This window comes from Mesorhizobium sp. WSM4884, assembly GCF_029625675.1.
Classification (GTDB): Bacteria; Pseudomonadota; Alphaproteobacteria; order Rhizobiales; family Rhizobiaceae; genus Mesorhizobium.
The window spans coordinates 469,328-493,933 of sequence record NZ_JARTVO010000002.1 but is presented as its reverse complement, the minus strand read 5'-3'; the positions used below and the strand labels follow the sequence as shown (position 1 = coordinate 493,933).

Genomic DNA, 24,606 nt, shown 5'->3' with positions numbered 1-24,606 from the left:
CGTAAATTTATTAATTGACGTAGAAAAGTGCAAGCCGTATTCAATTTTCAAGGACTACGCCGTGCACGGCGAATGCCGGGAGGACGTGATGAAGAAGCTGGTCTCAGCCGGCGAGATCCTCGTCGAGATCATGGCCGAGCGGATCGGCCAGAGTTTTCTCGAACCCGGACCGCTGGTCGGACCTTTTCCGTCCGGCGCCCCGGCGATCTTCATTGGCCAGGCGGCGGCGCTCGGCCAACCCGCGGGTCTCATCGGCGCCGTCGGCGAGGATGATTTCGGCCAACTGAACATCGACCGGTTGCGTGCGCTCGGCGCCGATGTTTCGGCAATCGGAGTCCATGAAGGCCATGCCACCGGCACCGCCTTCGTCACCTATCGGCCCGACGCGTCCAGGCATTTTGTCTTCAACATCCGCAACAGCGCCGCCGGCCTGCTGGAGATGGACAACGCGGCCATGCGGCTGCTCTCCGGCGCCGACCACGTCCATGTCATGGGCTCCTCGCTGTTTTCCGACCGCGCCACCGAAGTCGCGCTTGGCGCGATCGCGGCCGTGAAGGCCAGGGGCGGCACCGTGTCCTTCGATCCCAACATCCGTCACGAAATCATGCAGGCTTCCGGCATGCGCCAGGCGCTCGACCAAGTGCTGGCGCAGACCGATATCTTCCTGCCCAGCGGCAACGAGCTGTTCCTGTTCTCGTCAGTCGGTGACGAGCAGGGCGCGGTCGGCGAATTGCTGGGGCGTGGCATCTCCTGCATCGTGCTGAAGAAAGGCGCCGACGGCGCCGCTTATCACGACCGGCAGGGCACGGTCGTGATGCCCGGCTTTGCCGTCGAGGAAGTCGACCCGACAGGCGCCGGCGACTGCTTCGGCGCGGCCTTCGTTTCGTTCTGGCTGCGCGGCGCCGCGCCCGCCGATGCGCTGCGCATCGCCAATGCCTGCGGAGCGCTCGCGGTCACCCGCAAGGGCCCGATGGAAGGCATTCATCGGCTTGCCGATGTCGAGGCTTTCATCGCCAAGGCAGGACCACGCGCTTGATCGGCGCCACGACAAGATTTGCAGGCATCGCCGCTTGGCGCACGGCAGGCGGGAAGGGCGGCATAGCCTCGATCTGTTCGGCGCATCCGCTGGTGATCGAAGCGACGCTCCGTCACGGTGCGGTGCACGGCGCGGATGTGCTGATCGAGGCGACCTGCAATCAGGTCAACCACGAGGGCGGCTATACCGGCATGACGCCGGCTGACTTCCGTCGCTTCGTCGAGGCGCATGCCGCCAGCGCCGGCTTTCCGCTCGACCGGCTGATCCTCGGCGGCGACCATCTCGGCCCCAACCCGTGGAAACACATGCCCGCGGCGCAAGCGATGGAGAAGGCTGTCGCGATGATCGACGCCTATGCCGCCGCCGGCTTCACCAAGCTGCACCTCGACGCCAGCATGGCCTGCGCCGACGATCCCATAGTGCTCTCCGACGAGACCATCGCCGCGCGCGCGGCCGATCTTGCGGCGGCGGCCGAGGCGGCGGTCGCGCGCACGGGCGGCCAGAAACCCGTCTACATCATCGGCACCGAAGTGCCGGTTCCGGGCGGCGCGCTGGAAGCGCTCGACCATATGCATGTGACCGAGCCGGCCGATGCGCTGCGCACCGTCGAAGTCCACCGTCAGGCCTTCGCCCGCCTCGGCCTCGACGCCGCCTTTTCCCGCGCCGTCGGCGTCGTCGTGCAGCCCGGCGTCGAATTCGGCAACGCCGACATCATCGCCTACGAACCCCGGAAGGCGACGAAGCTGGTGACGTCGCTGGAGAGCATGCCGCAATTCGTCTTCGAGGCGCATTCGACCGACTATCAGCCGGCCGAAGCACTGGCCGCGCTCGTGCGTGACGGCTTCGCCATCCTCAAGGTCGGCCCCTGGCTGACCTTCGCGCTGCGCGAGGCGCTCTATGGACTGAGCTACATTGCCGGCCAGTTAGTGCCCGATCCAACCCGTGACAGCCTGCCCGACGCGATGGAGCGAGTGATGCTGGCCTCGCCCGGCAACTGGCGGAAATACTATCCGGGCACGCCCGACGAGCAGCGCCTGCAGCGGCATTTCTCCTTCAGCGACCGCATCCGCTACTACTGGCCGTCGCCCGATGCGCAACGCGCGACCGAAGCGCTGCTGGCCGCGCTTGGCGACCGGGAGATCCCGCGCCCCGTGATCAGCCAGTATCTCGCCCATCTCGATGCCGAGGTCGGCGCGGGCCGGATCAAGCCGACCGCGCATGAGCTTCTGATCGGCAGCGTCACGCGCGTCCTCGACTTCTACCGCAGCGCAACGAATCCGTAAGCCCGAGCGGTTGACCGGCTGTGGTTGCGACGCCCGGCAAAGCATACGACTTCAGGCTTGCAAAAATCTTCTGTGTCGCGTTCCGTTTCCGCCCTTCGGGTCGTCCTTGGTGTGTCCGAAACAAAGGAGCACCGCAATGGCCCTTATGGTCGTTATTTACCCGACACCGAAGGACGTTCAGGCGTTTGATCGACACTACTTCGAAATCCACGTGCCTCTCGCCAAAAAGCTTCCGGGTCTCAGGAAATACGAGGTCAGCGACGGCCCCGTCGTGACGCCCGTGGGAGCCTCTGGCATTCATCGGATCGGGACGCTCTATTTCGACGATCTTGCAGCGCTCGAAAAGGCGTTCGCAAGCCCGGAGGGCAAAGCTGCCGGGGTGGATCGCCGGGTTTACGCGCCTGACGACTCGGGCGTTCAAATGTTCCTTTTCGACAATAGGGAAGTCTGAGCCTGCCCTGTTCGTCTCGGCAGGCGAGCGGTCAAATGACGGCCGATCGTCTCGATGCAGCCTAATACACGGGTGTTGCCATGTGCCGCGGCGTCGGCCATTCCGCCGTGATGTCCGGTTGCACCGGCCGTTCGAGATAGGTCGACAGCACCACGTAGCTGCGCGTCGAGACCACGCCCGGCGTCTCGTAGATCCGTGACAGCAGGCCTTCCAGCGCCCGCGTATCCTCGGTGCGCACCTTGAGGAGCATGCAGGTGTCGCCGGCGACGGAATGGATCTCCTCCACTTCCGGACATTCTGAAATCGCCATCAGCTCCGGCGTCTTGCCCCAGCCTCTGGTGTCGATATGCACGAAGGCGAGCAGCGGCTTCTTCACTGCCTTCGGATCGATGATCGCCGAGGTGGCGCGGATCGCGCCGCTGCGCCTGAGCCGCTTTACACGCTCATGCGCGGCCGGCGGCGACAGGCCGACGCGATCGCCGAGCTCGGCATAGCTGATGGTCGCGTCCTCGACGAGAACGCCTAATATTTTTCGGTCGATCGGGTCGACCTCGCGGGGAGACTGCCTGTTCCGCTGAACGTCATCTGTTTCTGCGTCCATATGGAAATTCTCCATTGATGCTGAATTGAATTCGGCCATTATGGAGATATGTCGAACAGTGATCAATCAGCAATTCTGACCGCCGCGCCCCGCGCGCCGATCCCGGCGGCGGCTTATCTGCTCACCGGGTGCATCTCCGTCATCGGTTCCAACTCGCTGGTTCTCGGGCCGATCGCGCCCGCCGTCGCGGCATCGTTCGGGGCAAGCGTGCCTGCAGTGATGACGGCGGCTGCCGCCTTCGGCCTCGGCACTTCGGCCAGCGCGCTCTTCCTCGCCCGCTACATCGACAGGATCGGCGCGCGCCGCATGTTGCAGGGCGCCTTGCTTTTGCTGGCGTTGGCGCTGGTGGCCAGCGCGCTGGCGCCGGCGGTGACGGCGCTGGTCGCGGCCCAGCTTGTCGCCGGCATCGCCGCCGGAGTCGCCATGCCGGCGATCTATGCCAGCTCCGCGGCGATCGCCCCGCCCGGGCGCGAGAGCGGCACGATCGGCGTCGTGCTGACCGGCTGGACGCTATCCATGGTCGCCGGCGTGTCGCTGTCGGCCGTGCTTGCCGATCTCATCCATTGGCGCGCCGTCTTCGCCGCTGTCGCGCTTATGGCCGGGACCGCCGTCGCCGGCCTGACGATGAGCTCGCTGCGCGACGTCAGGAAAAGCGGTCCGGCGCCGTCGCCGCTGGGGGCGCTTGCCGTGCCCGGCATCCTGCCGCTGCTGGTCGCCTGCGGCGCCTTCATGACCGCCTTCTACGGCGTCTACGGCTATCTCGGCGATCATCTGCACAGGGATCTTGGCGAACCCGTCAGCGCCAACGGCCTCGCGGCAATCGCCTACGGCCTCGGCTTCGGCGCGGCCGCATTGCTCGACGGCGTCATCGACCGCCTCGGCGCGCGCCGCGTCATGCCCTTCGCCTACCTGTTGGTCGCCGCCGTCTATGTCGCGATGGCCTTGGCAAGCGGCGGCTTCGGTCTCCTGATGGGGACGATTGCCGTCTGGGGGCTTGCCAACCATTTCGGGCTGAACGTGCTGGTGATGCGGCTGACTGCGCTCGATCCCGCGCGGCGCGGCACCATCATGGGCCTCAACAGTGCGGTCACCTATCTCGCCGTCACCGTGGGCACCGCCGGCTTCGGTCCGCTCTACACGGACCTCGGCTTCGCCAATTGCGCGTTGATCGCCGCCTTGCTGATGCTGGTGGCCGCTTCGGCCGCGGCATGGCGGTCGGCTGGCGCCACGCAATAGGCTTGCGTCGCCGCTCGGTCGTTCGCTAAGGCTGGCTCCGCACCGCACCGGAGCTACGATGAAGACGAGCCTTGAAGTCACCGCCGAGCCCCTGCCGCGCGACCTTGCCTTCGTCGGCGAGAGCCTTACCGCTTTCAACGATAGCGATGTTGGCGCCTCTGGCCGCAAGACACTTGCCGTTTTCGTTCGCGACGATGCCGGCGCGGTCGTCGCCGGCATATCGGGCTACACCGCCTGGGGTTGGCTCTACGTGCAATGGCTCTGGGTCGACGAAAAGCTGCGCGGCCGGCGCATCGCCGCCAGTATGCTGGACGCCGCCGAACGGGAAGCCATTGCACGCGGTTGCCACGGCGCCTGGATCGACACCTTCAATCCGACCGCGGCCAAGGTCTATGAGCGACAAGGCTATCGTCCCTTCGGCGCGATCGCTGATTTTCCGGTTGGCCGTAGCCGCATCTTTCTGCAGAAGAAAATTTCGGCTTGATCAGCCCGCAAGCCGCCCGCCGCGCATCGGCTGCGGCACCCCGGTGGTGCTCGGAAAGCTGATCGGCAGGCCGCGCAGCACGCGCACCGCAAGGAAGGCAAAGCATTCCGCCTCTACCGCATCGCCCTTCCAGCCGAGTGCCTCGGCTTGCACCACTTCGACGCCGGCGCGCGGGCCGAGCATCGCCATCATCGTCGGGTTGCGCCGGCCGCCGCCGCTGACCGCGAGCCGCTTGGGACGGCGCGGCAAGAGATCGAGCGCCTTGCCGACCGCCGAGACGGTGAAAGCCGTCAGCGTCGCCGCGCCGTCCTCCGCGCCGAGTCCGTCGGCCATCGCCGCGGTGAAGTCGAAGCGGTCGAGCGATTTCGGGTACGGCTTGATGAGATAGGGATGCTGAAGCAGCCGCTCTAGCCTTGCCTCGTCGACGGTGCCCGCGGCCGCCAGCTTGCCGTCGCGGTCCATCTCGCCGAGACCTTTCGACTTGATGAAATCGTTGACCGGCGCATTGGCTGGCCCGGTGTCGAAGGCGACGATTGCGTCCTTGCCGTCCCACCAGGTGATGTTGCCGACGCCGCCGAGATTGAGCACGGCGGTGTCGCCGCTGGCGTCGGCCTCCTTGAGCAGCGCCGCATGATAGGCGGCGGCCAAAGGCGCGCCTTGCCCGCCTGCCGCTACGTCGGCGGAGCGGAAATCATAGGCGACCTTGGTGCCGAGAAGTGAGGCCATCAATTCGCCGTCGCCGAGCTGGCGGGTCTTACCGATCCGCCCCGGCTGCGGGGCGCGGTGCAGTACCGTCTGGCCATGGAAGCCGACGACGCCGATGTCGGCCATGGTCATCCCTTGGCTTTCGACGAGATCCCTGACCGCGGCCGACTGCGCCCGCGTCAGCGCTTCCTCGGCCTCGCGGAAGATCGCCGGCTCCGGCCCTTCGAAATTCCAGGCGCGCGCCTGGCGCAGCGTCTCTTCCAGCAGCGTGCGGATCGATTGCGGGTAGGGCGCAAGCGTATAGGTGCCGAAGTCGGCGATGCGCTCGCCGTCGGTCTTGATCAGCGCCACGTCGATGTTGCCGTCAAGCACCGTGCCGGTCATCAGGCCGACGGCCCAGATTGGTTCCATGGTCGCTCCTCGAATCGTCGTTGAACCACGTGTCGGACGGATCGGTTCGGCAGGCAAGTCCTTCACCGTAGTCGGCGAAGCCTCGCATCCCTTCACCGCTTTTGCGCCGAACGGTGAAAATGGAGCAACGCCGTTCTTGCCTCTTGCCGCGGAAGGCGCGAGCCTGTGCGACCATCGGTATCGGCCGAACGTCATCGCAAGGAGGAACGACATGGCACCCAATGTCGCAGTGATCGCAGGCGCCGGAGCTGGACTCAGCGCCTCCCTGGCGCGCCTACTCGGCAAGGAAGGCTACCGCGTCATCCTCGCCGCTCGCAATGTCGACAAGCTGGCCGCACTGGTCCAGGAGACCGGCGCACAGGCGGTGGAGACGGATGTGTCGGATGCCACCTCCGTCGCGCGGCTGTTCGACGCCGCGGACAAGGCCGGCCCGCTCGAAATTGCCGTCTTCAACGCCAGCGGCCGCACGCGCGGCCCGATCGCCGAGCTCGATCCCGAGGCGGTCAAGCAGGCCCTGCTCGTCGGCGCCTATGGCGGCTTCCTCGTCGGCCAGCAGGCGGCCCGCCGGCTCGTCGCGCGCGGCGCCGGCTCGATCCTGTTCACAGGCGCGACCGCGAGCCTCAAAGGGTTCTCCGGCTCGGCCGGTTTCGCCATGCCGAAATTCGGGCTGCGCGGGCTGGCGCAGTCGATGGCGCGTGAGCTTTCCCCTAAGAACATCCACGTCGCGCATTTCATCATCGATGGCCAGATCGAACCGCCCGAACAGGCGCCCGAGCCCGACCGTCCTGATCGTCGCCTCTCGCCCGACGCGATCGCCGAGACATACCTCGCGGTCCATCGCCAGCATCGCAGCGCCTGGAGCTTCGAGGTCGAGCTCAGGCCATGGGTTGAGACGTTCTGACAATCCGCGCCAATCGCTGACGTTACACGGCCCTTGCGGCGTCCATATCATATTAGCCATGGCGTATGTTCGTTGCTCTGGCCACTAGTAATATTTAAAGCTTTAAAAGATACCTTTGTTTAACCTCGGCGTGCATACTGCGAGTTGGTCGGATTTGTTACTTGAATCCCTAAACGAATAGAGAAGTGCGCATGTCGCTTACACGTCGCACGCTGCTTACAGCCGGAGGCGGCGGTTTGCTGATCGCGCGAGCGCGGGCGACGCCAAACAGCCCAGCGCAGCAGGCGGAGAACGCTCCGCAGCCAATCACGGGCGACAACAAACTGCGCATCGCCATGCCGGCGTTTGCTTCCGATCCATTCTTCCCGGCCGATGGGGCGGGAGACAAGGGGATAGACATGGAGCTGGCCCGCGGCATAGCCGCGGAGCTTGGCGTCGAGCCGGTGTTCGACCGATCCGCCGTAACGTTCGACGGCATGGTGAAACAGCTGATGTCGGGTCAGACGGACATAGCGATCGGCAAACTCAGCCGCACTCTTCAGCGCGGCCGTTCGATCCTCTATTCGCGACCCTATGCCATGCTGCATCAGGGGCTGCTCGCCAATCGCCTCAACCTGGCGCGCATTACACAGGGCAAGCCGCCGGAACAGATCATCCGCGATTTCTCCGGCGATCTCGGGGTGATCGAGGGTTCGTCATTCGCCACCTATGCGGCGGCGACCTTCCCGCATGCGCAGATCCGTCGCTTCGCTGGCTGGAATACGGTCGTCGATGCGATCCGGAACGGCACGATCGACATGGCCTATCGCGATGATTTCGAGATCAAGAAGCTGATGGTCGACGATCCGTCGATGACGGTCGTGGCGCGTTCGATCACGCTGACGGACAAGGTCGACACCATTGCGGTCGGCGTCCGGCCGGACAATCCGCATCTCGCGGCCTTTGTCGACCTTTATCTCGATCTCGCCCGGGGCCAGCAGGTCCTCAACACCGACGAGATCATCGCGCGCTATCGCTTGGGGAGCAAAGCCTGACGATGACCGTCGCCGACGTAGCCGAACCCGTGCCTTTCGACTGGCGCCTGGCGGCAAAGCGCATATTGCGCTCGCCTGTGACGACGCTGGCGATGATCGCGGCGGGCATCCTGTGCGGTCTTTACTATCCCGGGTTTTCGCACGCCATCAGCCCCGTCGCGCAGGTCTATCTGAATTTCCTCAAGATGGTCGTCCTGCCTTACCTGGTGTCGTCGGTCATCTTCTCCATCACGGCGATGGTCCAGGACCCGAAATCGGTCCGCTACCTCGGCAAGGTGGGCATGGCCGTGCTGGTCGTCTCGTTCCTGGCCGTGCTGGTCAGCGGCACATATTCGCTGGCCCTCCAGCCTGGCCAGATCGAGAACCCGCAGTCGCGCATCGAGCTCGGCGAGTTCATCAATTCCCAGGGCAGCGTGTCCACCGATCTCGCATTCCCGTTCCAGCCGCCGCCATTGATCGATGGCGCAAACGGCGAGCATTCGATCCTGCTCGACCTGGTGCCGAACAACGTCTTCAACGCGCTGGCCTCGGGCCAGACCATCCAGGTCCTGCTGTTCTGCCTGCTGTTCGGGTTGGCGATGGGCAAGATCCCCCAGCCCTCGTCGATGAGCCTGTCGCAGGCGCTCAACGCCGTCTACCGGGCCTGCACGGTGCTGACCAACTGGTTCGTCTGGGGGTTGCCCTTCGCAACCTTCATCCTGATCGCCGACCAGACCGCCTCGACAGGAACCAGGCCGCTCACACTGATGGGCGGTTATTTGCTGGTGATGGGCCTTTCCTGTCTCACATTCCTGGTCGTCGCATTTGCAATTATCGCCATCCGGTCGCGACGCAGCTACTGGACCACGATCAAGACCCTTCAGCCGTTGCTTATGGTAGCGATCACCACGCGCTCCACGGTCGCCTCGCTTCCGTGGGTCATCAACCTGTTGAGCGAGCGGCTGAGGTTCAGCCTGGTGGTGGTCGAGCTGCTCGTGCCGCTGCAGGCGGCCTTGCTGCGGACCGGCCCTGCGCTTCTCTACACCTCGGGCACCCTGTTCATCGCCCAGCTCTACGGCCATCCGCTTGGCGTGCCCGACCTCCTGCTCGTCGGCATCGTTTCGGCGCTTCTCGCGCTCACGACCGGCGGCATGGGCAGCCTGCTCATCTTGTCGCAGATGTCCATCGTCTGCGGCTACCTGAAGCTTCCTTTCGAGGCGGCCTTCGCCCTGTTCGTCGCGGTCGATGCGGCCGTCGACACGTTCATGACGCTGTCCAGTGTCAGCACCGTCGCGGCGAGCACGGCCATGATCGCGCCCAGTCACAGGGAGGCGCCGCAGCCTGCCGAACTCGTCCAGGAAGTGCCCGAAGCCGAGCCCGCGCGATGATCGACGACAGCATCCGCCCTCAGCTCGGCGTCATAGGCGGTCTCGGGCCGCTTGCGTCGGCCGACTTCTACTTCAAGCTCACCCGGATGACCGACGCCCTTCGCGACAACGAACATGTGCCGGCCGTCATCCTCAGCGTGCCGCAGATGCCGGACAGGACCGAAGCGATCCTCGGCAACCATGACGGGCCGCTGGCGCCGCTGCAAGCCGCGGTCTCGACGCTCGATGCGCTGGGCGTCGCCTGCATCGCGATGCCGTGCAACACCGCGCATCATTGGTACGATCAACTGGCGGCGAACTCGCGCGCGGAGATCATCCATATCGGCGACGCCGTGGTGACGGAAATCCGTCGCAGCCTGGGCCACGGGCGGGTTGCGAACCTCGCAACCCGAGGCACGCTCGTCTCCGGCTTCTACCAAAACAGGATAGCGGCGGCGGGGTTCGACCTCTGCCTTCCCGCGAGCAAGGAGTTTCAGGAACGCGTCGACAACGCGATCGCCCTCGTCAAGGCCGGCTCGATCGTGGATGCGGCGATTGAGACCGAGCGCGCGCTTCATCTCGCGCAATTGGCCGGCGCCGATGCCGCCCTGCTCGGTTGCACCGAACTGTCGGTGGTGGCCGCCAGCCTTAGCGACACGAACGGACTGATCGTCATCGACAGCAATGCGGCCTTGGCGCGAGCCTGCCTGACACGATTGGGCTTTGGCGCGCAGGAAGCGCGAGGCCTGCCGACCGTGTCGCGGCTGCCTGGGCATGACCGATTGCCCTGGCCCGCCGCACAGCGAGCTTCATAAACGCCCGCCGTTCCGATCTTGCGCCGCGTCGAATATCTGCCGGCGGCGGTCAGCGTTCTCCAAGTCATAAAATCTTTGAGAGAATATTTTCCGCCTCCCGTTTGATAGGAAAAGCGCTTCTTTGCCCAGCCGGGCAGCATTGGTGATGCTGATATCGAGGCTTCGCATTCCGCCAGGCCGAAATGATTTCAGGATCGCAAGGAACGCATCATGTCCGAACGCGGCAACGCTTCAAATTCTCTCGCTACGTCAATCACCAGACGGGCCGGACTTGCCGCGCTTTTGGCCGCGACACTTGCCGTCATAGGCCTGACCGCGCCGTCTCCGTCCCTCGCCGAGGACAAGAAGGCGATCAAGGTTGGCATCATCAGCGGCGAGGACGAGGATGTCTGGCGCGTCGTTACCGCCGAGGCGGCCAAGAAAGGCCTGACGATCGAGACCGTCGTCTTCAACGATTACACCCAGCCCAACGAGGCGCTTGAGCGCGGCGAGATCGACGCCAACGCCTTCCAGCACAAGCCTTACCTCGACAACCAGATCAAGACTCAAGGGTATCACATCGTGCCCGTCGGCTATACCGGCGTCTGGCCGATCGGCCTCTATTCGAAGAAGCACGCCAAGGTCGCCGACCTGCCCGAGGGCGCCGTCATCGGCCTGCCGAACGATCCCTCCAACGAGGGTCGCGCGCTGCATGTCCTTGAGCATGAGGGGCTGATCAAGCTGAAGGACGGCACTGGCATCCTGGCCACGACCGCCGACATTGCCGACAACCCGAAGAAGCTCGCGATCAAGGAACTCGACGCCGGCATCGTCGGCCGCTCGGTCGACGATCTCGACGCCGCCGTGGTCAACACCGACTGGGCGCTGAAGAGCGGCCTTGGCCCGGAGCAACGCATCGCGCAGGAGCCGGTGACGGACAATCCCTACCGCAACTTCATCGCGGTCAAGGCCGGCAGCGAGAACGAACCCTGGGTGAAGACGCTGGTCGCCTCCTACCAGAACGAAACCGTCAAGGCCGAGTTCGACAAGGTCTACAAGGGTACCGGGATCAGCGCCTATTGATCGGGGCCTGGCTGGCAGGAACGGGCGGTTCGCCGGCGAGCGGGCCGCCATCGCTTTTGCGCGCTGAAACGGACATAGAAATGAACCAGCATGTCAAGGCCGAGACAGCCGAACCGGTCCACATCCGGCCCACGGGGACCGAAGATGTCGTCCGCCTCGTCGGCCTGAAGCGCAGCTTCGGCGCAACGGCGGCGCTTGGCGGCGTTTCGCTGACCGTAAAGAAGGGCGAGATCCTCGGCATCATCGGCCGCAGCGGCGCCGGCAAGTCGACGCTGATCCGCTGCCTCAACGGCCTGGAGCGGCCGGATTCGGGCGAGGTCTTCATCGAGGGCCGCGAGATCAGCCGTCTGAGCGAGCGCGACTTGCAGCCGCTGCGCCGCCGCATCGGCATGGTCTTCCAGCACTTCAACCTTCTGTCGGCGAAAACCGTCGAGGAAAATGTCGCGCTGCCGCTCAAGATCGAGGGGCAGCCGCGCGCCGAGCGCATGGCGCGCGCCGCCGAATTGCTGCAACTGGTAGGTCTGTCGGAGAAGGCGAAAGCCCATCCAGCCTCGCTCTCGGGCGGACAGAAGCAGCGTGTCGGGATCGCCAGGGCGCTCGCCGCGCGACCGGCTCTGCTCTTATCCGACGAAGCGACCTCGGCGCTCGATCCGGAGACGACGCGCTCGATCCTGGCGCTGCTCAAGGACATCAATTCCAGGCTCGGCCTCACCATTTTGCTAGTCACCCATGAGATGGAGGTGATCCGTTCAATCGCCGACCGCGTGGCGGTGATCGACGCCGGCCGGATCGTCGAGGAGGGTGCCGTCTGGCAGATCTTCGCCGATCCGAAATCCGGGGTCACGCGCAGCCTGCTCGGCGCGATCCGGCCGCAACTGCCGCCCGAGATCGCCGGCCGGCTGGCCGCGGGCGAGGGTGCGGAGACGATCCTCAAGGTCGATGTGGCCGGCGATGCGGCGCGTGGTCCGCTGCTGTCCGATCTGAGCGCCAGTGTGCCCGGCCCGATCCGCCTCGTGCATGGCGGTATCGACCATGTCCAACGGCAACCAGTCGGCACGCTGTTCCTCGCCGTCCCCGACAGCGGGGGTCTCGCGCAGACAATCGCATTCCTGAAAGACCGCGGCGCGCGGGTGGAGGTGCTTGGCCATGTCGCCGGTCCTGTTTGAACTCCTGCTTCGCTCGATCTGGGAGACCGTGCTGATGACCGGCGCTTCGGGTCTCATTTCGCTCGTCTTCGGCCTGCCGCTCGGGCTGGCGCTGGTCGCCACCGATCGCGACGGCATCGCCGAAAACCTCTGGGTGAACCGCGTCCTCGGCGCTTTGATCAACGGCTTCCGCTCCGTGCCCTTCATCATCCTGCTGGTGGCGCTGATCCCGGTGACGCGGCTGATCGTCGGCACCTCGATCGGTACCTGGGCGGCGATCGTTCCGCTGTCGATCGCCGCAACGCCCTACTATGCCCGTATCGCGGAAGTATCGCTGCGCGAGGTCGACCATGGCCTGATCGAGGCGGCGCGCGCCATGGGCGGCAACCGCTGGACGATCATCCGCGAGGTGCTGGTGCCGGAGGCGCTGCCGGGCATCGTCGCCGGCTTCACGGTGACGCTGGTGACGCTTGTCGGCGCCTCGGCCATGGCCGGCGCCATCGGTGCCGGCGGTCTCGGCGACCTTGCCATCCGCTATGGCTACCAGCGTTTCGAGACCAGCGTCATGATCGCCGTGGTCGTCGTTCTGATCGTATTGGTCTGCGGCATCCAGTGGATCGGCGACCGGCTGGTGGCGCGGCTCGATCATCGCGCATGAGCCCTTGGGCCGGCGGCGGTCGCATCGAACGCAATTTGCCGCAAAAGCCCGCATTTGAGCGGCGGCTTGCTCCGTTTGCAATGAGATTGGTCGGCGCGTTTCTTCACCTCCAATCACGCGCATGTCATCGTGCGGCGGGGTCGCCAGAGCAATTCCAGGAAAAGTGAACAGCGGTTTTTCGTCCGGATTGCGAAAACAAAGAGTTGCCGCAGGAGGAACCTGTCCATGGCCAGAATAATTCCGGTGCTCGATCTCGACCGCCTTGAACAGGGCGCGTCGGAACTGCGGACTTTCTTGTTTGACCTGCGAACGGCGGCCCGCGATGTCGGCTTCTTCTACCTCAGCGGCCACGGCATAGCACAGTCCGATATCGATGCGGTGCTCAATGCCGCGCGCCACTTCTTTGCCTTGCCTGAAGCGGACAAGCTCGCGATCGAAATGGTGAAGTCGCCTCAGTTCCGCGGCTATACGCGCGCCGGCGGCGAACTGACCAAGGGCAAGGCCGACTGGCGCGAGCAGCTAGACATAGGCGTCGAGCGCGCGACCATTGCGCAAGGGCCGGGCGTGCCGGCCTGGACGCGCCTGCAAGGTCCGAACCAGTGGCCTGCCGCGCTGCCCGAGCTGAAGCCGGCGCTGCTCGCTTGGCAGACCAAGGCGACAGAGGTTGCGATTCGCCTGCTCAAGGCCTTCGCGCTGTCGCTCGATCAGCTGGAAGACGCTTTCGATCCGATCTATCGCGGCGAGCCCAACCACCGCATGAAGATCGTTCGCTATCCCGGCCGCGACGCCACCGGCGACGACCAGGGCGTCGGCGCGCATAAGGATGGCGGCTTCCTCACCCTTCTGTTGCAGGACGAGAACAAGGGGCTTCAGGTCGAGTACGACGGTAGCTGGGTGAATGTGGATCCGATTCCGCGAACGCTGGTGGTCAATATCGGCGAGCTGCTCGAGCTCGCCTCGAACGGCTATCTGAGGGCAACCGTGCATCGCGTCGTCACGCCGCCGGCCGGCGTCGAGCGGATATCGGTGCCGTTCTTCTTCAGCGCCCGTCTCGACGCGACGATCCCGCTGCTCGATCTGCCGGAGGAACTGGCGGCCGAGGCGCGCGGCCCGGCCAGCGATCCCGACAATCCGCTGTTCCGCAACGTCGGCACCAATGTGCTGAAGAGCCGGCTGAGGTCGCATCCCGACGTGGCGCGGCGGCACTATGCCGACCTGCTGGAAAAGGCGGCGGCCGCCGGCTGAGGTTTTCCAGCAGTCTGAGCGATATTTTTTCGCGTTTCGGGAAGTTTTTGGAATTCTGTTCGTCGCAAACCGGTCGGCCAAAGCCCAAATAACGGGTGTCGTCCGGTGTTTTCCTCCCATTGCGCCGGACGATGTTCCCCTCTGAAGGTTATGACCTTCATTTTTGGCCGGGCCGCTTTCGCGCCCGGCCTTTTTCTTTGGCGCAAGCCATCGCACTGCGGCCATCGCCCGCAATTGCGCAAAGACAGAAGACTGACGAGGTCAGGCGAAGGCGATGCGGATCATACCAAAGGGTCCGAAATCCGAGACGATCTGGTCGCCATGCCGACATTCGACCGACCGGATGAAGGAGCCCGAGAGCACCACCTGGCCGGCCTCGATCTGCATCCCGTATTGGTGAAGCCGGTTGGCGAGCCAGACGATGCCCTTGGCGGGATGGTCGAGCACGCCGGCGCCGAGCCCAGTCTCCTCGACCTCGCCGTTGCGCGACACGATGGCGCCGATCCAGCGCAGGTCCGCCTCGCGCGGGCCGGCGGAGCGGCCGCCGACGACGATGCCGGCATTGGCTGCATTGTCCCAGATCGTGTCGAAGAGGCTTCTGATCTTGCCGGTCTCCTTGTTCACCCGCTTGATGCGGGTGTCGAGGATTTCCAGCGCCGGGGTGATGTGATTGGTGGCGTCGAGCACGTCGTCGATCGACACGTCCGGACCGGCGAGCGGCGCCTTCATGACGAAGGCGATCTCGGCCTCGATGCGCGGTTGAATGAAGCGGCCGGTCGGCACCGTGCCGCCGTCCTCGAAGAACATATCGTCGAACAGGATGCCGGAATCCGGGATATTGATGCTGAGCGCCGACTCAAGCGTCGTTCTCTAAGCCAATGCAGCGTCCGGGTTGTGAGATTGCCGCTCCCGGCAAAATCGCGGACATAACTCGATAGCCGTCGAGTTTTGTCCCGAGTGGCGAGCGGAACCTGGAATTGGAGACCTGACCTTGCTACCGCCCAGCACCCGCCGATCGCTGCCGATGGCTCTGCTTCGCGCCCGCGAAGTTATCATGGCGCATTTCCGGCCGATGCTTGCCCGCCACGACATCACCGAGCAGCAATGGCGCGTGTTGCGTGTGCTTGCCGAAACCGGTCCGCTGGAGGCGACCGAGCTTGCCAATCGCGCCTCGATCCTGCCGCCCAGCCTCACCCGCATCATCAAGGCGATGGAGGAGCGCGAGTTCATCACCCGCAACAAGGTCAAGGATGACGGCCGCCGCGCGCTGCTCGCCATCAGTCCGGTCGGCCTGGCGCTGATCGAGGAGCTGTCGCCGGAACGCGTCGCCATCTACGATGCTATCGAAAAGCGCTACGGCGCCGAGCAGCACGAGCGCCTGCTCGACATGCTGGAAAGCCTGATCCAGTCGGAGTCGGCGGAGAGCTGAGCGCTTTCCCTTCTCCCCTTGTGGGAGAAGGTGGCCGAGCGAAGCTCGGTCGGATGAGGGGTGCTCCAGCTTGGCGGTACGTTCGAAATCGCCGCCGCCTTATTTCTTCCAACACCCCTCATCCGTCTCGGCGCTGCGCGCCGATCCACCTTCTCCCACAAGGGTGAGAAGGGAAGGCGCATTCCTCACCCGCCAAAACTCCCCAGCGCGCTCGGCTGCATATAGTTGGGCCCGACATAGAGCAGCGCCGCCTCGTCGCTGTCGTGACGGATGTCGACGACACGGCCGAACATCACATTGTGCGTGCCGACCTTGTTCACCGCGCCGATCTCGCAGTCGAAGCTGACGATGGCATCGAGCAGCGCCGGCATGCCGGAGGGCATGGTCTGCCAGCGCGCCGCACTGTAGCGCTCGGTCATGTCACGGATGGCGCCCTCGAATTTTGCCGCGAGATGCATATGCGATTGCGTCAGCACGTTGACGCAGAAGCGCTGGTTGGCGAGGAACATGCCGGTCTGCGCCGAGCGCTCGTTCATGCACACGAGCAGCATCGGCGGGTCGTCGGAAACACTGCACATGGCGGTCGCGGTGAAGCCGCCGCGCCCGCCGGACCGTCGGTCGTGACGATGTTGACCGGTGCACAGACCCGCGCCATGGCCTCGCGGAATTCCAGCCTCGCGACTTGCGTTTCCACGGCCGCCTCCATCGCCGGCCCCCGTCAGTTGACTGGCCGGCAAACGGCGGCAGCCAGATGTCGCCGGTCCAGCCCTTTTCGTCATAGTCGGCCATGCAGGCGTCGACCAGCTCTTCCATCTGCTTCAGCCGGCCGCCGCGCTCGGCGCCCTTCAGCACCTGCAGCCGCACCTCTTCCGTCGGCCGGCCTGGCGCCGGTCTTCGTCACGCGGCTGATGGCGGCGGTGCGCAAGCTCGCCGATGATGGCCTGGCGGTGCTTCTCGTCGAGCAGTTCGCAGCACTTGCGTTGTCGATCGGCAACCACGCCTATGTCATGCGCCGCGGCCGCGTCGTCTACGACGGCGACTGCGCCAGGCTTTGCCAATCGCCGGACGAACTGCACCGGCTCTATCTCGGCGGAGCCGATACCGCCGTGCCCGCCTGAGGCAGGGCAACGGAACATTAGATAAGGCCTGAATTTTGCTGCGGCTGGAGCTACACCAGCGCGCCGCAAACGGCTATCAATCGTCGCGACATCATGCTTCGGGGGTCATGGGGAGCAGCTTGCAGCTGGATTTGAAAACAATCGAGGCTTTAGCCCCCGATCAGGCCTCGCTTGGCGCCGCCGCCAAGCTGACCAAGCGGTCGAACTGGCCCCGGCTTGAAACACATGAACAGCTGCCGCTGATCTGGGGCGAATGCCAGGGTTCCGGCTCGAATCCCTACCGGGTCGCATTCGATACGTCGGATCACGGCTATAAATGCACCTGTCCGTCACGCAAGTTTCCATGCAAGCACATTTTGGCGCTGATGTGGATCGGCGCCACCGCGCCAGACAGTTTCGCCCGAGTCGATCAGACACCGGAATGGGTGAACGACTGGCTTGGTCGCCGCCGCAAGCCGGGCCAGCCGCCGACGGCAGCGCCAGCACGCGCCGAAGGCAAGAGCATCGACGAGGCCGCGCGGCCTGAGGAAAGCGCTCCGGTCGAAGACGCCGCGGCCGCCGAACGCCGCGAGGCGGCACAGCGCAAGCGGGCCGAGGACACGCGAACCGCTGTTTCGGCGGCGCTCGATGAGCTCGACCAGTGGATCGCCGACCAACTTCGGCTTGGCCTTGCCGGATTTGTCGACGCCAGCGGCGAGCGCTGTCGCCGTATCGCGGCAAGGCTTGTCGATCTCAAGGCCACCGCGCTTGCGGGTCGTATTGACGAACTGCCGGCGCGGCTGATGGCGCTGCGCAGCGAAGAGCGGCCGGACGCCGCGATCCGCGAGCTCGGCAAGCTGGTGCTCATCGCCAAGGCCTGGCGCGCCGCGCCCGACGATGCCGAGCTGAAACGTCTGGTTTCGACGTCGGAAACACGTGACCAGATCCTCGCCAATCCTGATGCCGTCCAGGTCGAGAGCGACTGGGAGGTGCTCGGCGAGAAGATCGAGACTCGCCGCGACGGTCTGGTCAGCCACGCGACCTGGCTGCTCGATCTGAAAAGCCCCACGCCTCGCTTTGCGGTCCTGCTCGACTTCTTCCCCGCCTCGGCCGGGCGTCGCTCCGGCGCCTTCGCGCCGGGGGATCGTTTGAAGGCGAGGCTGGTGTTCTATCCGTCCCGCAATCCGCTGCGGGCGCTGGTCGCGGAACGGCTGGGCGATGCGGCGCCGGGCGCGTGGCCAACTTTCGCTGAAGACACAACCGGCGATCCGCTGGCCGCTTACGCCGCGTTCCAGGATGGCGCGCCCTGGCTCTCGGACTGCCCCATCATCCTGCCGGCGGGCGCGATCGCGCTGGATGAGAAGGACGGCGCCTGGTGGCAGCCGGCCAGCGATCCGCATGGCATTGCCCTGCCTGTCGCTGGTTCCGTCAGCCAGACTTTGCTCGGCCTCGACCTCGCGGCGACGGCAGCGCTGTGGAACGGCGCCAGGCTCGAGCTCCTGGCATCGCAGAGCAGCATCGGGAGGCTCGACCTGTCATGAACGAGCCGGAGCAGTCAGGGCTGGCAAGATTGCGCGACGGCTGGATTTCGGGCGGCGCCGGTTTCGAGCTTGCGCCGCCCGAGTGGAAGGAGCTTGCCGCTGCCGCCAACCCCGACGAGCAGGAGCGGCGGCTGTTGGCGATCGCTGCCCAGGCGCTGGATGTCGCGTTTCGGCCGGCGGCGCCCAAGATGCTGAAGCGGCGTCCACCGCTGCCGGTGCTTGCGCTGCCTATGCTTCCCGATCGCCTGCGGCCGTTGCTGCGTGCCGCATTGAAATACGCGGCCGATGCGAAGCTCAAGACCCGCGTGGCCGCGCTCGTCGCCAGCCGCGGCTTCGTGCTGCATCCGATGGATTGGATGCCCGCCGCGTCATATCAGGAAAGCCCGGACGTCTACGCTCCCTGGGTCGATTGGCAGGCGGGCGCGGACAGCGAAAAACAGTCCCGACGCGAGCATCTGACGGCGGAAACCTGGGATGACTTCTATCCCGCCGCGCGCCGTAGCGCGCTGGTCGATTTACGGCGCACAATGCCTGCCTTGGCGCGTACTCTGATCGAGACCAAGGGAGCAAGCGAGCCGGCGGAGGTCAGGCTGGCGCTCATTGAACTCATGCGCTTCGGCCTGAATGCCGATGACGTTCCGTTTCTGAAGAGCCTGTCCGCAGACCGCTCGGGCAAGGTGCGCGAAATGGCTGGCCGGCTGCTGGCAAGATTGGGGGAACGTGGCAATCCAACGGATGGCGGGTCGGAAGATCCGACAGCTGAGCTCGCCGCTTTTATCGAGCAAGGCAAAGCCGGCTTCATCCGCCGCCGCTCCACCTACGCGCCGATAAAACCCAAATCGCCCGCGCAACAAGCACGTCGCGCCGACTTGTTCATATCCTGTTACTTCGGCGATCTCGTCGCGCGCTTCGGCAGGACCGAGCCCGATTTCATCGGCGCATGGCAGTTCGGCATCGATGACGGCGCCGATCTCTTTCTCGTTCGAATGGTCTCGCTGTCCGGCAGCGATGCGGCGGTGGCCTGCATGGCGGATCTGCTTGTCGCCGCTGGCGGCAAGCTGGTGCATCTCGCCCTCCAGCTCATGTCGCGTTTGGACGGCGGCAGGAAGCCCGTCCTGATCAGGCAGATCCTGAATGACGCGCAAAATCTGGCCGCGCTAAACCTGGTCGAAGGCGCGGAAGCAGGCTGGCTGGAATGGGACGTCCTTGCGAACGGCAAGGCGCTTTCGGCGCTGCGTTCCGCCGTCTCGGATGAGAACGACGTCACGAAACGAAGCGCCGAGCAGTATCTCGAAGCCATAGGCTTTCTGGCCAATCCGGTTACGGCAGAAAAATTGATCGGCGAGGTCGTCGCCGCCGGCCTGCCGCCGGCGTCCCCATCGCTCGGCCTGCTGCGCCTCAACGCGGCGCTGGCCGGAAACCCAACCAAATGATCAACCCGGAGAGATCGCATGAACGCAGCCATCCGCCTTCCGGCCGAGCAGGTCTACGCCGCCGAACTGCAGGCGCTCGCGCGCGACGATGATCGGCAAAAGCCTGCCGGCTGGAGCCTGTCGCCCAAGGCCGTCCTCACTTACCTGATGGGCGGCAAGGCGAGCGACGGCACGCTCATCACGCCGAAATATGTCGGCCGCCGCCAACTGATGGAAACCGCGGTCGCGACGCTCGCGACCGACCGGGCGCTGCTTCTGCTCGGCGTGCCGGGAACGGCGAAGTCCTGGGTCTCTGAACATCTCGCCGGCGCCATCATGGGGAACTCGACGCTGATCGTGCAATGCACGGCCGGCACCGACGAGAACCAGATCCGCTATGGCTGGAACTACGCCCAGCTGCTGGCAAAAGGACCGAGCCAGGAGGCGCTGGTGCCGACGCCGCTCTACCGCGCCATGCAGGAAGGCAAGCTCTGTCGCCTCGAAGAGCTGACGCGCATGGGTTCCGACGTGCAGGACACGTTGATCACCGTGCTGTCCGAAAAAATGATGCCGGTGCCGGAACTTAACACCTCGATTTACGCGCAGCGCGGCTTCAACATCATCGCCACGGCCAACAATCGCGACAAGGGCGTCAACGAACTCTCCTCGGCTCTGAAGCGGCGCTTCAATGTCGTGGTGCTGCCTCTGCCGGAGGATATGGCGGAAGAGGTCTCAATCGTCTCCAGGCGCGTCGGCGAGATGGCCGGCGGGCTGGACTTGCCGGTGCCGAAAAATGTCGGCGAGGAGATCGCCCGCGTGCTCACCATCTTCCGCGAGCTGCGCTCCGGCGCGACCTCGGACGGCAAGGTGACGCTGAAGACGCCGTCGGGCTCGCTCTCCACCGCCGAGGCGATCGCCACGATGATCAGCGGCCTCAGCCAGGCGGCGTGGTTCGACGGCGGCAAGCTGCACGCCGAAGGCCTGGCGCCGAGTCTGGTCGGCGCCATCGTGAAGGATCCGGTCCAGGACAAGGTCGTGCTCGAGGAATATCTGGAGACGGTGCTGAAGAAGCGGCCGGACTATGCCGGCTACTACGCGGCGTTGAACGCGGCCATCTGAGGCATGACGCAGGGCGGCATCAGCTATTTCGGCATACGCCATCACGGGCCGGGCTCTGCCGCGAGCCTGGTCAAGGCGTTGCAGGAATTCCAGCCGGTCGCCGTGCTGATCGAGGGGCCGGCTGACGCGTCGGCGCTGCTGCCGCTGCTTGCCAGCCCCGAGATGAGGCCGCCGGTGGCTCTGCTCTGCTATCCGGAGGACGACCCAGCCGCGACCAGCTTCTGGCCCTTCGCCGAATTCTCGCCCGAATATCAGGCAGCACTCTGGGCCGTCGCCAACAAGGCGGCGCTGCGCTTCATCGATCTTCCGTCGGCTGCGAGGCTTGCGGAGAAGGCGCCTGAAGGGTCGACCGACGCCGATGCCGCCGGGGCCGAAGTCACGGAAGCGCAGAGCGAAGAGACCACGCGCATCCAGGATCCGATCGGCACCTTGGCGCGCGCCGCCGGCTATGAGGACGGCGAGAGCTGGTGGTCGGATATCATCGAGCAGAACCCGGAACCCGGTCCGATCTTCGCGGCCATCGCCGACGCGATGACGACGCTGCGCGACGGCGAGGGTGCGATCGGCAAGTTCGAGGCCATGCGCGAGGCGCATATGCGGCTGGAGATCGCGGCCGCGCGCAAGGAGTTCGACGGACCGCTGGCCGTCGTCTGCGGCGCCTGGCATGTGCCGGCCTTGCGGGCCGCGCATACACAGAAGAGCGACCAGGCGCTGCTCAAGGGCGTCGGCCGGCGCAAGACCACAATGACTTTCGCGCCATGGACCGGACCGCGCCTGGGGCTGGGCTATGGCTACGGTGCCGGCGTCGTTGCGCCCGGCTGGTGCAAGCATCTGTGGCAGACGCGCGGGCAGGACGACGCCTCGGTCCTGTGGCTCGCGCGTATCGCCGCGGTGCTCCGCGCTAAGGGCCATATGATCTCGACCGCCTCGCTGATCGAGGCGGAGCGTCTGGCGCGGGCGCTCGCCGCCATTCGCGAACGGCCAAAGCCGGGGTTCGAGGAATTGCGTGACGCCTCGATCGCGGCCCTCTTCAACGGTGAGGCCCTGCTGTGGAAGATGGTTGAGGCCGAGCTGCTGCTCGGCGCCGACGTCGGCGAGATTCCGCCCGACACGCCACTCGCGCCGCTGATCGACGACCTGCAGCGCAACCAGAAAACCGCCCGGCTGAAGCCTGAAGCGCTCGAGCGGGAACTCTCCATCGACCTGCGCAGCGAGAGCGGACTGTTCCGCTCGACGCTGCTGCATCGGCTGAATGTGCTTGGCGTGAACTGGGGCAGGCTGACGGATGTCGGCCGCAGCCGCGGCACGTTCCGCGAGCGCTGGATGTTGGCCTGGCAGCCGGAATATGCCGTTCGCCTGGTCGAGAACCTGGTCTACGGACCGACCATCGAGAAAGCCGCCAACGGCCGCCTGGTTCAGATGATCGGAGCTGCGGCAACGCTGGATGCGCTGGCCACGCTGGTGCAAAGCGCGATCACGGCGGTGCTCGGCGAGGCATCCGCGGCCGGCCTGGCCGCGCTCGAGGAAAAGGCGGCGCACAGCAGCGAGTGCTTGGAACTTCTCGCTTCGGTGCCGCCGCTTGCAGACATCATCCGCTACGGCGAAGCGCGCAAGACCGAGACGGAACGCCTTGCCGGCCTCTTGGAACGGCTGATCATCGAAGGCGCGATCGCACTGCCTTACGCCGCGCGCGATCTCGACGCGCAGGCAGCCGCGGCGCTGATGGGCGCGCTGCGCAAGGCCGACGAGGCAATCAGGCTGGTAGAGCCGGACGAGCATGTCCTGGAGGCGTGGCGGGGTGGCCTCGCGGCCGTGCTCGATTCCCCGCGCTCGACGGCGCTCGTCGCTGGCTGCGCCGCGCATCTGCTCTACGAAGCCGGGCGGCTCTCCGCCGATGCCACGGCCGACCTTTTGGCTAGGCGCCTGTCGCCGGGAACGCCGGTCATCGATGCCGCCGCTTTCTTCGAAGGCTTCTTCAGCGGCGCCGGCCAGAGGCTGATCTATGACGAGGGCCTGCGCGGCGCCGTCGATGCATGGCTGGCATCGCTCGACGAAGAGGCGTTCGTGGCGCATCTGCCCTTGCTGCGCCGCGTCTTTTCCAATCTCGACAGCATGGAGCGCCGCCGCCTGATCGAGGCCGTGCTTGGCCGCCGGGCGAGCCTCCCCGCCGGCCTGATGCCGGCGCCGGACGGCGGCGAGGCCTGGCGCCGGCATCTCGGCATCATCGGCAAGCTGCTTGCGGGGGAGGTCGGCCATGGATGATGAAACGGTCGGCCCAGACCTCAATCCGACGGAAGACAAACGAGAGCGCCGCTGGCGCCTGGCGATCGGCGCCGACGATGAAACTTCCTCTGCACTCTCGGCCGAGGACCGGCGGCTGTCGGCGGCGCTCGACGCGCTCTATGGCGATGGCGAGGCGACCGGCGATCCGCGCAAGCGGCGCGGCGGGCTCGGCCGCTCGGCGCCGCGTGTCGCGCAATGGATGGGCGATATCCGCTCGTTCTTTCCCGAACAGGTCGTCCAGGTCGTGCAGAAGGACGCCTTCGAGCGGCTGAACCTGAAGCAGATGCTGATGGAGCCGGAGTTCCTCAAGGCGATCGAGGCCGACGTCAATCTCGTCGCCGATCTGGTCTCGCTGCGCTCGGCGATGCCGGAGAAGACCAAGGACATCGCCCGTTCGATCATCTCCGACATCGTCGCCAAGCTGATGCAGCGCCTGGAGCAGAAGACCGCCGAGGCGATCCGCGGCGCGCTCGACCGTTCCAGGCGCACCAGCCGGCCGCGGCAGCGCGACATCGACTGGCCGCGCACCATCGCGGCGAACCTTCGCCACTACCAGCCGGATCACAAGACCGTGGTGCCGGAAAAGCTGGTCGGCTTCATGCGCCGCCAGCGTCGCCTGGTCGATCTCGATGAGGTGACTTTATGCGTCGACCAGTCCGGCTCGATGGCAAGCTCGGTTATCTATGCCTCGATCTTCGCCGCGGTGATGGCGTCGCTGCCAGTCGTGCGCACCAAGCTCGTCTGCTTCGACACCGCGATCGTCGACCTGACGGAGGAGCTCAGCGATCCGGTCGAGGTGCTGTTCGGCGTTCAGCTCGGCGGCGGCACCGACATCAACCAGGCGGTCGCCTATTGCGCCGAGCGGATCGAGCGGCCGACCAAGGCGCATTTCGTGCTGGTCACCGATCTCTACGAAGGCGGCGATGGCAAGGAACTGCTTCGCCGGTTGGCCGCGCTGGTCCGGTCCGGCGTCAATGTCATCGTGCTTCTGGCGCTCACCGACCAGGGCCGGCCCGGCTACGATCCTTCCATGGCCGGTTTGGTCGCGGCGCTGAGCATCCCGGTCTTTGCCTGCACGCCGGATCATTTCCCCGACATGATGGCCGCCGCGCTGCGCCGTGAGGATATCGGCGCATGGGCTGCGGCGGCCGATATCAAGCTCATCCGTGCCGATACGGAAGCGCCGAAAACGGATGCGTAAGGCATTCGCCTAAAGCATGTTTCCCGAAGTGTGCAGCAGTTTCGGGAAAAGACATACTTAAAATCAAAGACTAAAGGATATCGTGTGAATCCTTTGTCACGCGATATGCTC

General features: G+C 65.5%; 21 protein-coding genes and 3 pseudogenes. 20 read left to right on the top strand and 4 right to left on the bottom strand.

Going from position 1 to position 24,606, the window contains the following annotated elements:
• Positions 1 to 88: 88 nt before the first annotated feature.
• The 3 genes from P9236_RS04985 to P9236_RS04975 all read left to right on the top strand — a co-directional run bounded on the left by P9236_RS04985 (position 89) and on the right by P9236_RS04975 (position 2,770).
• Positions 89 to 1,036 (top strand): sugar kinase, encoded by a 948-nt coding sequence (locus P9236_RS04985; protein WP_278073475.1) that lies wholly within the window; start codon positions 89 to 91, stop codon positions 1,034 to 1,036.
• On the top strand, positions 1,033 to 2,319 hold the full coding sequence (locus P9236_RS04980) for a D-tagatose-bisphosphate aldolase, class II, non-catalytic subunit (RefSeq protein WP_278073474.1): 1,287 nt from the start codon (positions 1,033 to 1,035) through the stop codon (positions 2,317 to 2,319). The genes P9236_RS04985 and P9236_RS04980 overlap by 4 nt, the downstream gene beginning before the upstream one ends.
• A gap of 136 nt (positions 2,320 to 2,455) precedes the next feature.
• The gene (locus tag P9236_RS04975; protein WP_278073473.1) at positions 2,456 to 2,770 is read left to right on the top strand and encodes an EthD family reductase; all 315 of its coding nucleotides are present in this window, start codon (positions 2,456 to 2,458) and stop codon (positions 2,768 to 2,770) included.
• A 61-nt stretch (positions 2,771 to 2,831) separates the two neighbouring features.
• Here P9236_RS04975 and P9236_RS04970 read toward each other — a convergent pair whose 3' ends face one another.
• Positions 2,832 to 3,371, bottom strand: coding sequence for an Lrp/AsnC family transcriptional regulator (locus P9236_RS04970; protein ID WP_278073472.1), 540 nt, complete (start codon positions 3,369 to 3,371; stop codon positions 2,832 to 2,834).
• 48 nt (positions 3,372 to 3,419) lie between these two features.
• On the opposite strand from P9236_RS04970, the gene P9236_RS04965 reads away from it, so the two are divergent.
• Complete coding sequence (locus tag P9236_RS04965) at positions 3,420 to 4,607, top strand: MFS transporter (RefSeq protein ID WP_278073471.1); 1,188 nt, start codon at positions 3,420 to 3,422, stop codon at positions 4,605 to 4,607.
• Between the two features lie 58 nt (positions 4,608 to 4,665).
• Positions 4,666 to 5,091, top strand: a complete 426-nt coding sequence (locus P9236_RS04960) for a GNAT family N-acetyltransferase (RefSeq protein WP_278073470.1) — start codon at positions 4,666 to 4,668, stop codon at positions 5,089 to 5,091.
• Here P9236_RS04960 and P9236_RS04955 read toward each other — a convergent pair whose 3' ends face one another.
• Positions 5,092 to 6,207: an anhydro-N-acetylmuramic acid kinase gene (locus P9236_RS04955; RefSeq protein WP_278073469.1), complete on the bottom strand. Its 1,116-nt coding sequence runs from the start codon at positions 6,205 to 6,207 to the stop codon at positions 5,092 to 5,094. It lies immediately after the preceding gene.
• A 211-nt stretch (positions 6,208 to 6,418) separates the two neighbouring features.
• On the opposite strand from P9236_RS04955, the gene P9236_RS04950 reads away from it, so the two are divergent.
• The 8 genes from P9236_RS04950 (at position 6,419) to P9236_RS04915 (ending at position 14,413) form a co-directional block, all read left to right on the top strand.
• Complete coding sequence (locus P9236_RS04950) at positions 6,419 to 7,108, top strand: SDR family NAD(P)-dependent oxidoreductase (RefSeq protein WP_278073468.1); 690 nt, start codon at positions 6,419 to 6,421, stop codon at positions 7,106 to 7,108.
• Between the two features lie 191 nt (positions 7,109 to 7,299).
• Positions 7,300 to 8,142, top strand: a complete 843-nt coding sequence (locus P9236_RS04945) for a transporter substrate-binding domain-containing protein (protein WP_278073467.1) — start codon at positions 7,300 to 7,302, stop codon at positions 8,140 to 8,142.
• A 2-nt stretch (positions 8,143 to 8,144) separates the two neighbouring features.
• Complete coding sequence (locus tag P9236_RS04940) at positions 8,145 to 9,509, top strand: cation:dicarboxylase symporter family transporter (protein ID WP_278073466.1); 1,365 nt, start codon at positions 8,145 to 8,147, stop codon at positions 9,507 to 9,509.
• Positions 9,506 to 10,303: an amino acid racemase gene (locus tag P9236_RS04935; RefSeq protein WP_278073465.1), complete on the top strand. Its 798-nt coding sequence runs from the start codon at positions 9,506 to 9,508 to the stop codon at positions 10,301 to 10,303. Before P9236_RS04940 ends, P9236_RS04935 begins: the two co-directional genes overlap by 4 nt.
• 210 nt (positions 10,304 to 10,513) lie before the next feature.
• On the top strand, positions 10,514 to 11,365 hold the full coding sequence (locus P9236_RS04930; RefSeq protein ID WP_278073464.1) for a MetQ/NlpA family lipoprotein: 852 nt from the start codon (positions 10,514 to 10,516) through the stop codon (positions 11,363 to 11,365).
• Between the two features lie 80 nt (positions 11,366 to 11,445).
• Positions 11,446 to 12,531 (top strand): methionine ABC transporter ATP-binding protein, encoded by a 1,086-nt coding sequence (locus P9236_RS04925; RefSeq protein WP_278073463.1) that lies wholly within the window; start codon positions 11,446 to 11,448, stop codon positions 12,529 to 12,531.
• A complete protein-coding gene (locus P9236_RS04920; protein ID WP_278073462.1) occupies positions 12,512 to 13,168 on the top strand; it encodes a methionine ABC transporter permease in 657 nt (218 codons plus the stop codon). The genes P9236_RS04925 and P9236_RS04920 overlap by 20 nt, the downstream gene beginning before the upstream one ends.
• A 225-nt stretch (positions 13,169 to 13,393) precedes the next feature.
• Positions 13,394 to 14,413, top strand: a complete 1,020-nt coding sequence (locus P9236_RS04915; protein ID WP_278073461.1) for an isopenicillin N synthase family oxygenase — start codon at positions 13,394 to 13,396, stop codon at positions 14,411 to 14,413.
• Positions 14,414 to 14,674: 261 nt separating this feature from the next.
• Here P9236_RS04915 and P9236_RS04910 read toward each other — a convergent pair.
• A pseudogene (locus P9236_RS04910) lies at positions 14,675 to 15,293 on the bottom strand (2-oxo-hepta-3-ene-1,7-dioic acid hydratase); the annotation flags it as partial.
• 144 nt (positions 15,294 to 15,437) lie between these two features.
• Between P9236_RS04910 and hpaR the strand changes: the two are divergent.
• Positions 15,438 to 15,842, top strand: a complete 405-nt coding sequence (gene hpaR / locus P9236_RS04905; protein WP_278073460.1) for a homoprotocatechuate degradation operon regulator HpaR — start codon at positions 15,438 to 15,440, stop codon at positions 15,840 to 15,842.
• 185 nt (positions 15,843 to 16,027) lie between these two features.
• On the opposite strand, the pseudogene P9236_RS04900 reads toward hpaR, so the two are convergent.
• Positions 16,028 to 16,536: pseudogene (locus tag P9236_RS04900) on the bottom strand (flavin reductase).
• Positions 16,537 to 16,714: 178 nt separating this feature from the next.
• Here P9236_RS04900 and P9236_RS04895 point away from each other — a divergent pair.
• From P9236_RS04895 to P9236_RS04870, 6 genes and pseudogenes are all read left to right on the top strand, one after another.
• Positions 16,715 to 16,960, top strand: a pseudogene (locus tag P9236_RS04895) (ABC transporter ATP-binding protein); the annotation flags it as partial.
• 119 nt (positions 16,961 to 17,079) lie between these two features.
• Positions 17,080 to 18,480, top strand: coding sequence for an SWIM zinc finger family protein (locus tag P9236_RS04890; protein WP_278073459.1), 1,401 nt, complete (start codon positions 17,080 to 17,082; stop codon positions 18,478 to 18,480).
• Positions 18,477 to 19,913 carry a DUF5691 domain-containing protein gene (locus P9236_RS04885; RefSeq protein WP_278073458.1) on the top strand — a complete coding sequence of 479 codons (1,437 nt, stop codon included), beginning with the start codon at positions 18,477 to 18,479 and terminating at the stop codon, positions 19,911 to 19,913. The genes P9236_RS04890 and P9236_RS04885 overlap by 4 nt, the downstream gene beginning before the upstream one ends.
• A gap of 18 nt (positions 19,914 to 19,931) precedes the next feature.
• Positions 19,932 to 21,011, top strand: a complete 1,080-nt coding sequence (locus P9236_RS04880) for an AAA family ATPase (RefSeq protein WP_278073457.1) — start codon at positions 19,932 to 19,934, stop codon at positions 21,009 to 21,011.
• 3 nt (positions 21,012 to 21,014) lie between these two features.
• Entirely contained in the window at positions 21,015 to 23,273 is a 2,259-nt protein-coding gene (locus P9236_RS04875; RefSeq protein WP_278073456.1) for a DUF5682 family protein, read from the top strand.
• Positions 23,266 to 24,495 (top strand): VWA domain-containing protein, encoded by a 1,230-nt coding sequence (locus P9236_RS04870; RefSeq protein ID WP_278073455.1) that lies wholly within the window; start codon positions 23,266 to 23,268, stop codon positions 24,493 to 24,495. The genes P9236_RS04875 and P9236_RS04870 overlap by 8 nt, the downstream gene beginning before the upstream one ends.
• The last annotated feature ends 111 nt before the right edge of the window (positions 24,496 to 24,606 follow it).